Below are 12,437 nucleotides of genomic sequence, written 5' to 3'. Positions count from 1 at the left end.
TAGCAATTATGAAAAATATATATTTGTCACTTATTTCAGGTTTCTTATTTACAGCTTGTTCACTGGATAGAGTGCCGTACGATGCCTTATCTACCGCTACTTTCCCAAAAACAGAAGCAGATGTAGAAATGTTAGCTGTTGGTTGTTATGATGGCTATGCCAACCAAGATTATACTATATACAATGACGTGTTTAGTGATAACGGTTATTGTGCCATCAATACTAATTGGGCTGTTTTTGCCAATGGTACAGCTACTCATGCTGTTCCAGGCATCAACTGGTATGATTACACCCTGATTACTCGTTGTAACAACTTCTTGCATCAGGTTACTACCAAAGAAATTCATTTCAATGATCCCAAACGTTTGGAAGTCTTGAAAAACGAAGTTCGCTTTCTACGTGCTTGGCGTTACTACATGATGGTAACTGCATATGGTGACATCCCTTTGATAACAGAAGTAGTTCCTTCTTTGGAAGATGCCAAACTGCCAGCTACTCCAGAAGCTGATGTAGTGAAATTCATCCTTGATGAACTGAATGATATCACTAAAGACGGAGCATTGGATGTAAGTCCGAAACAGAAAGGAAGAATTACACGCGGTGCTGCTTTGGCCTTGAAGGTAAGATTGTGTCTGTTCTACAAGAAATATGATGAAGTGATTGACGCTGCCAATGAAATCAAGAGCTTGGGTGTGTATAATCTGTACCAAGAAGGTGAAGTTCCTTATTCTGAATTGTTCAAAGAAGCCAATGAAGACAACTGCGAAATCATTCTGGCTGTAAAGAAAGTAATGAACGACTACAAAAACCAAACCATTATTGAATTTTGTAACGTGATTGACGGTGGTTGGTCGGCATTCGTACCCATTCAATCTCTAATTGATGCATATGAAATGAAAGATGGTCTGACAATCGAAGAAGCTCAGGCTATAGGTAAGTATAATCCAGAACATCCTTACAAAGATAGAGATCCCCGTTTCTATGCTACAATCCTTTACTCGGGTGCTGATTGGATGGATAACAAGGGTAGAAAGAGAATCTATAATACGCTGGACAGAAACATTAACGGTGAACCTAACAAAGATCATCGTCTTGATTCTAGAAATGCTTCTCAAACTAGCTATTCTGTCTGTAAATACATGAAACCACTGACTCAATATTCAGATATAAACAATACTGGTCTGGATATGATTGTGTTCCGTTATGCTGAAATCTTACTCTCAAAGGCTGAAGCTATGATTGAAAAAAATACAGACCTTTCAGATGCTACTGACTTGATTGACCTAATCAGAGAAAGAGCTGGCATGCCAAAAGTAGACAGAGCAAAATATAATACACAAGCTAAACTGAGAGAATTGCTCAGAAGAGAACGCCGCGTAGAATTTGCTTTCGAAGGCTTAAGAAGAGATGATATCATCCGTTGGGACATTGCCAAAGACGTACTGAATGGTCCAATCTATGCTTCTAACCAAGGTACCGTAGATATGGACCCAAGCATTCCACAAGAAGAGCGTGCTACAATTTTCCAAGGTGAAAAGAACCAGGTGGTACTCGAAATCCGTAAATTCAGGAACCGTTACATGCCGATTCCACAAGCTGAATTGGATAAGAACCCGAACTTGAAACAAACTAACTTTAAAATATAATCTTATTAAGTAGTTCTAATATTTGTTGGGTCCCTATGTTATGATGGATGCTTGGTGTCGTCATCGAGGATAGGGACTTACTTTTTAATTGTATACCATGAGAAAAAGATTAATTTTAATTGCAGCCTTACCCCTCAGCATAAGCTTGAAACCACTTGCCGCTCAGAATGAAAAGATTTTTATCATCGATAAACAGACAGTCTATCAAGAAATAGACAACTTCAGCGCCTCAGACGCTTGGCGCTGCGCTTTCATTGGTAAAAACTGGCCTCAAGAAAAAAAAGAAAAAATTGCCGACTTACTATTCAAACGTGAATTTGACAAAAAAGGCAACCCCATCGGGATGGCCTTGACTAACTGGCGCGTAAACATCGGAGCCGGAAGCTATGAAAACCGTGAAGCAAAGGAGGTGGATAACTCTTGGAACCGTACCGAATGTTTCCTCTCACCCGATGGTAAGTATGACTTTACCAAGCAGGCAGGACAACAATGGTTCATGAAAGCGGCCCGTGAACGAGGCATGAATAACTTCCTGTTTTTCACGAACTCAGCTCCCTACTTTATGACTCGTAGCGCTTCTACTGTTTCTGCTGACCAGGATTGCATCAATCTGCAAAATGATAAATTCGATGACTTTGCCCGTTTCTTGGTGAAGAGCGCTCAACATTTCCGTGAACAAGGCTTTCACGTAAATTACATCAGCCCGAACAATGAGCCAAACGGACAATGGCATACCAATTCCTTCCAAGAAGGCAGCTTTGCCACTAAAGCTGACCTTTACCGCATGGTAGAAGAATTGGATAAAGCAATCAGCGAAGCTCAAATCGACACAAAAATTCTAATTCCAGAAGTAGGTGACATGAAATATCTATTTGAAATTGATTCGATAACTAAAACTCCAGATGATATCATCCACTCTATGTTCTACAAAGACGGACAATACAGCGTGCTGAAGTTCAAAAATCTTTTTAACTGTGTAGCAGCACACGACTATTGGTCAGCCTATCCCGCTACTTTGTTGGTGGATATACGTAATCGAATTCACAAAGAACTCTCAGCCAACAGTCACAATACCAAATTTTGGGCATCAGAATACTGCATTCTGGAAAAGAATGAAGAAATTACTATGCCAGCCTCTCCGAAACGAAGCATTAACCTAGGCTTGTATGTAGCCCGCATCATTCATAATGATCTAACTTTGGCCAATGCTTCGGCCTGGCAATGGTGGACTGCTGTATCATTAGGCGAGGATGTGCCCATTCAGCTATTGCCGCTTGAAGGTTCAAACGGGTTGTCGTTACAATATGACGGTGAAATTTCTACCACCAAAATGCTGTGGACTACTGCCAACTACAGTTTCTTTGTGCGTCCGGGCATGAGACGTATCTCCGTAAAACCGACCTATAAGGTAAGTGATTTGGAAGCTGCTACTTCACTGATGATTTCATCGTATACTGATGGGAAAGAAGTGGTGACCGTAGTAATTAACTATTTAGAGGATAATCAGGTGATTACCCTAAACTGTGACTATGCCCAAAAAGGAAAAGTTTATCTGACTACAATCGACAAGAATCTGCAATACATGGGTGAACAACCGCTGAAAAAACTGCAGTTGCCAGCACGTTCGGTAGCTACCATTGTAGTAGAAGACAATTAATTAAACCCGTTGGTGGAATTAACTTAATATATATTTAACTCTACCAACGGGTATCTTAAATAAAATAGAATAACCTGTTGGTTGAATTGAATTAGCGAATATTTTATCTTCCCGATAGAATAATTGTTAATATATTACATGAATGTCATTGTGGTGATTTTACCTGTCATTCGGGTAAAAAGCCCGTATGACTGCTTTGCATAGTTGCGTATCGTTATGAGATTGTCATTGAGTTGAGAGAATATAGTTTCAATACATTTTCTGAAGCGTTTATAAGTTCGAGAGAGTGTTCGCCTATTTTTCTAATTCATCCGGTATGGAACTTACAGCGTAATATTTGCTATATCGAAGAGGGTTTATTGCATATGTACACTGAGGTATTCCTTATTTCTAAACATCATGCAGCCATGAAATTCTCATTGCACATCTTTGAAATAATGAAAGTTGTAGATGCTTGCCGCTACCATATCGTAAGAATGAATCATACCTTGCATTTCGCAGACAGCATGGAGTTTATAATCATAATAATGCACTCCCTGCGAAGCATAATAAGCCTAGTTAGATATAGCGTCCGGATTGTCCCGCTTCATGACGTATCGTTTGATGCTTGCGTTCAAGCAAACCTTTACCGGTTTGGAATCAATACGGCCCCGTCAATCGCAATTACCACAATCTTTGTGGATTTCTTTGGCAAGGAGAGTTGTCAGTTTGCGCCGGGCGTTGAACTGATGTCAGCTATCAGGCTTGGCTAATCGTTTTTGTACTCACTATGAGAGATGAAACAAGAAATTTTCACTGTCGAATCCGAAAGCTTCTCTCGTTATGCTGAGAGCGACAACTTTCAGGTCGGAGAACTTTAGAATAATGCTACATCTGGGTATATTTCCAAGTTCGTTTAGGGACATTTATAAATGTCATAAAAAAGTAAGATGGCATATGCAGAGGATTTCCTACTGTCATCTCATATGTCATTTTTATTGTATGTTTTTTCTTTAACCTCAAATCTTATCCGTTTGGGTATGCTGTGTTCCGAAAGAAGCCTGGCAACTTCCTCTAATAGAGTCTTTATAATCCCGCTATGCGGCTTTCTTTTGTCTGTTTTTGATTTATAACTGATCCCACCTTTCTCAACTTCTCGTCCTTTGCCCCTTTCCCTTGCGTACGAAAGAAGTGGATATCCTATCTTTTGTGCAGAACTTCCTGTTGGCATTATTAGTATATGGAATTGGTAGCCACGCATCTTACCCTAACACTCATAAGCTTCTGCTGTATATGGACAACATAAAGGGAGATAATAAGTATCATACAGTAGACGAAAGGCCTTTTCTTTGTTTTCTGCAAAGAGAGCTAGTATCCTTTCGTCTACTTCATTATATCTATTGTATTTTCTTGCATTATTGTTCATGGATGCCTTTTGCGGCACAAAATTAGGAATTTAACCGACACGATATACGACTTTCATGGATTAAAAATGCAAAAAGTACAATGTATTATGAATATTTTCTTTATTTTTCAATTCTGAACCAGTCAGCGTCCGTCCATCCTCCGTCATTGGTTACAATAGCGGGGCGCGTACAGAAGATACCTACCTTGGCTCCTATCCATTTACCTTCTTTTACTTGGAAAGTTTCTCCTAATGGCTGGAATTTCTTGCCGTCCGTACTGTAACTGAGGTTACATTTCACTAATAAGTCGTGACCGCCTTCACTGGCTTTAATCTTGTCTCCTTTTGCGGAAAATTTAGCGCGAAGATAGATTGTGCCGTCTTTTAAGGGAACGGAAGCATTTACTTTTTCAGTAGCTCCCCGATCGGCTTTCAAGCATTCCACTTGTGACAGGACAAGTCCGTTGTCTGTGTTTTCAACAACTAATCCGGCATAATCCATTCCCATTACAACCATTCCCGTACGTTCACCTTTATATTTTTCTGTCGGCTTGAAAGTAAGTTTGGTGGTGGCAGTAAAATTGGGAGCCGGGGTTTTTTGTAGCATCAGATTAGAAACATCCCATAAACTTTTATAATCTTCGGGAACTGGGTAGGAGTATAGACGTACAAATCCTTCTCCTCCGTTGAAATAAGCCCATTTTTCATTGATGTTAGCCTGCCATTGCCATTGAGGAGACAATGTATAACCATCAAACTCGTCACTTTCTTGCGGGGTACAAATAGGATAGTTCTTACCTACATTAGGCTTTTTATAAGTCAGAACAGGTTCGCCACAACCATCGCCGTCTTTATCAACACCTATAACGGGCCAGTCATCAACCCATTTCATAGGTTGCAGGTGGACTAAGCGTCCGTAAGCTCCTACGTCTTGGAAGTGCATAAACCAGTCTTCTCCCGTAGGGGTGTCTACCCAACCGCCTTGATGAGGCCCGTTGACGGGAGAGTTGCCTTGCGCTAATACTGTTTTCCATTCGTATGGACCGTATACGTTTTTTGAGCGAAGTACGACTTGCCATCCTGTAGGAACGCCGCCTGCCGGATGGAAGATGTAATAGTATCCATTACGTTTATAGAATTTGGGCCCTTCACAAGTCTGATGTGCTTCATGACCATCGAAAATGATACGGGATTGTGTGATAGCTTTACTTGCATCAGCACTTAGCTCACAAATTGTAATTACACTTTTCAGTCCGGCCCGGCTTCCTGCATAAGCGTGAACCAGATATACACGACCGTCATCATCCCATAATGGAGTCGTGTCGATGATGCCCTTTCCGGCTTTCACCAAAACTGGCTCGCTCCAGGGACCTTTCGGATCTTTGGCTTTCACCATGAATGCTCCTTGGTCCGGGTCACCCCAGAATATATAGAATTCACCGTTATGGTGGCGGATACTGGGTGCCCATACACGGTTGCCATGTTCAGGACGGACATCGGTAACAGGGGGCAGTGCGTAGGGTACAGCCGCACCTATGATAGTCCAGTTGACAAGGTCTTTGGAGTGTAATATTTGTAAACCGGGCAGACAGTTGAAACTGGATGAGGTCAAATAATAATCGTCTCCTACACGGCAAACGTCCGGATCGGAGTAATCCGCATACAGGACTGGATTTTTGTAGGTTCCATTGCCTTGGTCGGCCACCCAGGCTTGGGATACATAATTCTGTGCGGGAGCAGATAAAAAACAGCCTCCTAGCAGACAGAGAGTGATTAGTCGTTTCATGGTTTTAGATTTTTTATTTAATCGTAATTTTGCAAGGATGTTCCAATTCTTTTCTCCATTGGGGAAGATAATTGAACCAGTCTTTCATATCTTTAAATCCGAAACTTTCTTTTTTTGAGGTGAAAGTAACGTAATAGTGGAAATGCTGTTGCCCCGGTGCTTGTAAGGTATATAGGTAGTTTGAACCGTCTTGTACTTCTTTACCGATATATTTAGGAATGAAAGTTCCCATACCTGTTGTTTCCTTCACATAGCCTATGGTGTCTGTGACGGGCCAGTCGGTTCCCCAGCTTCCAGTCAGTCCTTTATGGTCGCTCATGTGACCTCCTTCTTTCAGAATCTGTACACCTGCTGCAAAGACTTCCTGTTTAAGCGGACGGTCAAACAGGACATCTACCTTCATGTCCCGATGACCGCCATAGATGGTATATCGATTGATCATGTTCAAATCGTTCCCTTGATATTCCCAACCGATGACTTCTGCTTCGACGATGGCACGTACAGGACCGGAGGCTAGTACACGTTCCGTGCGGTTTACTACTGGTTTTATGTGGGTCGCTTCAGTACCATTCCAACCTTTTAATGCACCTACACCACCACTATTGTAAACACGTAGCGCATCATCTCCGTAGCCGTTGGCACGTTGCGCTTTGGTAGGGTAGAAACAAGTCTCTTTTATTTCCAGTCTTTTATTTACTTTGCTATATGGATCTACCGTCTGTTTTTCGTTGAAATAGATACGATAGGCAACTAATTCACTCTCTATAGCCGGTCCGTGATGGTAAACAAAACTATATACATTCTCGGTTCCTGCCGCTGAAAATCCCGTAATATTGGCGAATTTGTTGTTATGTCCGTAAGCTTTCATTTGGGCATAAGTACGTGCCGGATAGTTTTTTTCACTTTTTTCTGAAGAGAGAATTATACGGAAACTTTTGTTGCTTTTGGCTGGCATATCGATGAGGAAAGCCAGTTCGTCAGCACGTGCGTCACCGTTCAGATCGTCCAGTTGGGACGGAATTTCTTTATTACCTTCCCATACAGTGGCGGATTTGATGTTGAAACCTGCTTTCAGGTTATTTAAATCTATCACTATCGGTTCGTCGGTCTTATTTTGAATCCATTCATTGCTGACTTCTACGGTCAGTGTCTTTTCGCCTTTTTGTGCAAAAGAGTTGGTAAAGCATCCTGCTAATAATGTGAGGACAATAATTGAGCGCTTTTTCATAATGATGTATAGTTTATTATTTTAAGCACGGATCATACGGATTACACAGTGTTAGTATGAAAACCGTGTTTATCCGTGCAATCCGTGCTTTACTATTTTTATAAATTAAGTGGAGAAATGCACTAATGGGTGTAAGAATTAGAAATTGAGTTCTTCTCCTTGTGCCCCGATTTCAGCATGATTCTTTCCGTCTATCGTTACATTGGAAACATTTTGCATCTTCAAGTTCTTTCCACTTTTTACTAACTCTATTTTGATATTTTTCATATTAACTTCGTCGGCTTCGCTTAATACTACACCTTCTTTAGCATTAGATACGATGATATTCTCCATATTGATATTCTTGATTCTCATCTCAGGCAAGCCATTGAAGAACACAGCCCTGCCTGCTCCGTTACAGGTTACATCTTTGATAAAGATATTACGGAATATCGGAGTTTCTTCTGTTACAGGAGGGATGGTAGTTTCTGCTTTCTTTTCATCCTGATTAGGATCTTCACCACGACCTTTTCCACCATAGTATAAATTGAATATTAATGCTTCGTTCGGAATATTAATCATGTTGATATTGCTGATGTAGATATTCTCTACCAATCCGCCACGCCCACGATTACTTTTAAAGCGTAAGCCAACATCTGTACCCATGAAAGTACAATTGTCTACATATATGTTGTTTACACCTCCTGACATCTCACTACCTACAACAAAACCTCCATGTCCATGTAATACGGTGTTGTTCATAACGATAACATTTTGACAAGGTTCACCGCGTTTGCGCCCTTGTTCGTCCTTTCCTGACTTTATACAGATACCATCATCTCCTGCATCAAATGAGTTGTTTATAATCAATGCTTTATTACATGATTCCAAATCAAGAGCATCTCCGTTTTGTGAGTACCAAGGATTAGAAACTGTAACTTTATTAATTGTAATATTTTCACATGATAGCGGATGTAAGCACCAACTGGGTGAATTTTTGAATGTCGCTCCTTCCAGCAATACCTTATTACATTTGATGAAACTTAGCAATACAGGACGTAACCAGTCGCGCATGTAGTCCCAGTCAGAATCGGTAAGTTCTCCACGAGGTACGTTGAAGTTGTCTTTTGACAGGATAGCACCTTTCAATGCACCTTCACTGGGATACCAGATTCTTCCGTCGGTATCTACCACACCACCGGAGGCGACCAATTTTTTCCATTGGCCTTCAGTCAGTTTATCTTTCTTGGTCGGACGCCATGTGTCTCCATTACCATCAAATACTCCGTGGCCTGTAATCGCTATATTTTCAGCATTACGTGCTGAAATAGGAGACTGGCAACGACGGGTTTCCAAACCTTCAAAAGAAGTGTTTATAATGGGATATAGTGAATGGTCTGCACTGAATAATACTAACGCATTCTTTTCTGTATATAGATTCACATTGCTCAATAGTTCGATGGGACCGGTCAGCCACAAGCCTTCAGGGATAATGACTTTACCACCGCCTTTGGCATTAACCTGTTGGATTGCATCATTAATAGCCTTTGTGTTTAAAGTAATACCGTCTGGCTTGGCACCGAAATCTATGATGTTTACCGAATAGTCTGGAAAAGTAGGTTGTTCAACTTTATCCATCTTGAAAGGGAGGCTTGTATAGATGGCGGGATCTATAATATCTTCTACAATAGTCGTAGACGGACAATTATTACATCCGGTCAAAAAAGGAATTAAACATGTGGCAGGAAGTAATAGAATCTTCTTTATTAAAGTAGTCATTGGTATTATATATGTTTAAGATTAATAATTATCTAGTTGATTGTTGCTTTAAGAAGTCTTATCACTCTCCCGTAAAAGACCCTCACGGGCTATTTACGGGAGCAGCAATAATGTTTCATGTTAACCTAATTCTAACCTTAAATAAATATTATGAAAAAACCTCTTAATTCGATGGCAAATATAGCTGAAAGAATTGTCCTTTATGTGCACTATTTGATAGAATAAGTGGATTTTTTGTTAAATTCTCATTTAGCTGAAACCTTAAATGGTAAAAATTAGTTTTATAATTGCATTATTTCTTCATTTGTGTGCAAAAAAAGCTATGATTAATTTATTTGTTTGTATCTTTGCAAACTAATTTAACAATAAAGAAGGTATGAGTTACAATTTGTTGAAAGGAAAAAGAGGTATTATTTTTGGTGCATTGAACGAACAGTCTATCGCATGGAAAGTTGCTGAAAAGGCTGTAGAAGAAGGTGCGTCCATTACATTGTCCAATACTCCGGTAGCTGTCCGTATGGGAGAAGTTTCTGCTTTAGCTGAGAAACTGAATTGTGAGGTAATTCCGGCAGATGCAACCAGCGTAGAAGATTTGGAGAATGTTTTCAAACGTTCGATGGAAATATTAGGTGGAAAAATAGATTTCGTTCTGCATTCTATCGGTATGTCTCCTAACGTTCGTAAGAAACGTACTTATGATGACCTCGATTATGATATGTTGAGCAAGACTCTGGATATATCTGCCGTTTCGTTCCACAAAATGATTCAAGCTGCTAAAAAGCTGGATGCTATTGCGGAGTATGGTTCAATTTTGGCTTTGAGTTATGTTGCTGCACAACGTACATTCTATGGATATAATGATATGGCGGATGCAAAAGCATTGCTTGAATCTATCGCACGCAGTTTTGGTTACATTTATGGTCGTGAACATCATGTGCGTGTGAATACCATATCTCAGTCACCGACCATGACTACTGCCGGTTCAGGTGTGAAAGGTATGGATAAGCTGTTTGACTTTGCTAACCGTATGTCACCATTAGGCAATGCTTCGGCAGACGAATGTGCAGATTACTGCATTGTAATGTTCTCTGACCTGACTCGTAAAGTGACTATGCAGAATTTATATCATGATGGAGGTTTCTCCAGTGTAGGTATGAGTTTGCGTGCTATGGCAACTTATGAAAAAGGTCTGGATGAATATAAAGACGAAAACGGAAACATCATTTACGGATAAGAAATAGATGATGCGCAAAATTATATTCATATTAGTAGTATGTCTTGTTGCTCTTTCCTCCTGTCAGTGGGATGGGAAGAGTGGCAATACTGCTGATGTGGATGTAAGAGTTGCCCGTTATGATCGTTTGCAGTATGAGTATGTCACGATGAATAGTTTCTCGGCACTGCAAAAAATGAATACGGACTATCCTCAGGTTACCAAGCTGTTGATAGAAGATGTATTGGCGATAGGTGAGGTGGATGACATGAAGATTAACGACCGGATGTTGGAATATTATTCGGATTCTACTTTATTGACTTTGATGCACGATGCCGAAGAGAAATTTAAGGATCTTGGTTGGGTTGAGGAAAAACTGACCAAAGGTTTCAAACGTTTGAAAAAAGAGGTTCCTACATTGTTCGTTCCTCATTTTTATGCTCAAATAGCTGCTCTGAATCAGTCTGTTGTAGTTGGGGATAGTATTTTGGGTTTTAGTATTGATAAGTATATGGGAGCAGATTATCCTTTATATAAACGCTTCTATTATGACTATCAATGTCGCAGTATGGAGCCTGATCGTATTGTTCCGGATTGTTTTACCTTTTATTTGCTGAGTCAGTATCCTTTGCCATGGCAGCCTGGTCGTACTTTATTAGATATGATTATGCATCGTGGAAAGATAAATTGGATAGTGGCTCATATTTTAGGGTATGAATCTTTTGAGAAAGAGATGGGATATAGTGAGGATGAGGCTGAGTGGTGCAGGAAGAATAAAACAAGTCTGTGGAAGACAATGGTTGAAAATGGTCATTTATATGCTACCGATCCCCTTGTTGTACGTACTTATATACGCAAGGATCCCTTTATTTCTATTATGGGTGAGAAAACTCCTGCAAGTATTGGAGTATGGATGGGGATTTTGCTGATTGATGAATATATGAAAAAGCATCCTGATATGACAATAAAGGATTTGTTGGCTAAGACGGATTATCATCAGATGTTGGCTGGAACAGATTTCAAACCTTGATATTTTGATTGATTAGTAGTATGATGGAAGTTGCTTTGTATCTATTGCCTGTCACATTAGGCGAAACTCCTGTGGAAAATGTGTTGCCTGTGTATAATAAAGAGGTCATTCTCGGCATCAAACATTTTATTGTAGAAGATGTACGCTCGGCACGTCGCTTTTTGAAAAAGGTAGATCGCGGGATTGACATAGATGCATTGACTTTTTATCCATTGAACAAACATACTTCTCCTGAAGATATTTCCGGTTATCTGAAACCTTTGTTGGCCGGACAGTCCATGGGAGTTATTTCTGAAGCCGGTTGTCCGGCTGTTGCTGATCCTGGAGCGGACGTGGTTGCTATTGCTCAGCGTAAGAATCTTAAAGTGGTGCCTTTGGTAGGACCTTCCTCTATTATTATGTCTGTTATGGGATCGGGTTTTAATGGACAGAGTTTTGCTTTTCATGGTTATTTGCCTATTGAGCCTGGTGAGCGTGCGAAACGTATTAAGGTATTGGAGCAGCGTGTTTATGCAGAAGATCAGACGCAGCTTTTCATTGAAACTCCTTATCGTAATAATAAGATGGCGGAAGATATTCTTAAGAATTGCCGTCCGCAAACCAAACTTTGTATTGCTGCCAATATTACGTGTGAAGGAGAATATATAAAGACTAAGACAATAAAGGAGTGGCAGGGGAAATTGCCGGATTTATCGAAGATTCCCTGTATTTTCTTGATTTATAAGTAATGCGATA

9 protein-coding genes and 1 pseudogene are annotated in these 12,437 nt (G+C 40.2%); 5 read left to right on the top strand and 5 right to left on the bottom strand.

Annotated features, from left to right (window positions below; translation table 11 throughout):
• The first annotated feature begins 8 nt into the window (after positions 1-8).
• Together AB5062_RS13920 and AB5062_RS13915 are read left to right on the top strand one after the other, a co-directional pair.
• Positions 9-1,646, top strand: coding sequence for a RagB/SusD family nutrient uptake outer membrane protein (locus tag AB5062_RS13920; protein WP_032952330.1), 1,638 nt, complete (start codon positions 9-11; stop codon positions 1,644-1,646).
• 97 nt (positions 1,647-1,743) lie between these two features.
• The gene (locus AB5062_RS13915; RefSeq protein ID WP_032952304.1) at positions 1,744-3,303 is read left to right on the top strand and encodes a glycoside hydrolase; all 1,560 of its coding nucleotides are present in this window, start codon (positions 1,744-1,746) and stop codon (positions 3,301-3,303) included.
• A gap of 961 nt (positions 3,304-4,264) precedes the next feature.
• Here AB5062_RS13915 and AB5062_RS13910 read toward each other — a convergent pair.
• From AB5062_RS13910 to AB5062_RS13890, 5 genes and pseudogenes are all read right to left on the bottom strand, one after another.
• Complete coding sequence (locus tag AB5062_RS13910; RefSeq protein WP_172685072.1) at positions 4,265-4,513, bottom strand: hypothetical protein; 249 nt, start codon at positions 4,511-4,513, stop codon at positions 4,265-4,267.
• 69 nt (positions 4,514-4,582) lie between these two features.
• Positions 4,583-4,708, bottom strand: a pseudogene (locus AB5062_RS13905) (RNA polymerase subunit sigma-70); the annotation flags it as partial.
• Between the two features lie 100 nt (positions 4,709-4,808).
• Complete coding sequence (locus AB5062_RS13900) at positions 4,809-6,473, bottom strand: glycoside hydrolase 43 family protein (protein ID WP_032952299.1); 1,665 nt, start codon at positions 6,471-6,473, stop codon at positions 4,809-4,811.
• Positions 6,474-6,486: 13 nt separating this feature from the next.
• Entirely contained in the window at positions 6,487-7,701 is a 1,215-nt protein-coding gene (locus tag AB5062_RS13895; RefSeq protein ID WP_005848935.1) for a DUF4861 domain-containing protein, read from the bottom strand.
• A 138-nt stretch (positions 7,702-7,839) separates the two neighbouring features.
• A complete protein-coding gene (locus tag AB5062_RS13890) occupies positions 7,840-9,459 on the bottom strand; it encodes a glycoside hydrolase family 28 protein (RefSeq protein ID WP_032952297.1) in 1,620 nt (539 codons plus the stop codon).
• 376 nt (positions 9,460-9,835) lie between these two features.
• On the opposite strand from AB5062_RS13890, the gene AB5062_RS13885 reads away from it, so the two are divergent.
• Genes AB5062_RS13885 through AB5062_RS13875 form a run of 3 tightly spaced genes read left to right on the top strand, consistent with a single transcriptional unit; the run spans position 9,836 to position 12,430 of the window.
• Entirely contained in the window at positions 9,836-10,693 is an 858-nt protein-coding gene (locus tag AB5062_RS13885; protein WP_005845903.1) for an enoyl-ACP reductase, read from the top strand.
• Between the two features lie 7 nt (positions 10,694-10,700).
• Positions 10,701-11,702 (top strand): gliding motility protein GldB, encoded by a 1,002-nt coding sequence (locus AB5062_RS13880; RefSeq protein WP_032952292.1) that lies wholly within the window; start codon positions 10,701-10,703, stop codon positions 11,700-11,702.
• Between the two features lie 23 nt (positions 11,703-11,725).
• Positions 11,726-12,430 carry an SAM-dependent methyltransferase gene (locus tag AB5062_RS13875; protein ID WP_032934791.1) on the top strand — a complete coding sequence of 235 codons (705 nt, stop codon included), beginning with the start codon at positions 11,726-11,728 and terminating at the stop codon, positions 12,428-12,430.
• Positions 12,431-12,437: the final 7 nt, after the last annotated feature.

This window comes from Phocaeicola sp. RTP21359st1_B8_RTP21360_211022 (assembly GCF_040911965.1).
In the GTDB taxonomy this organism is placed as follows: domain Bacteria; phylum Bacteroidota; class Bacteroidia; order Bacteroidales; family Bacteroidaceae; genus Phocaeicola; species Phocaeicola vulgatus.
Note: the sequence above shows the minus strand (reverse complement) of the source record. Positions and strands in the feature narration are given on the sequence as shown.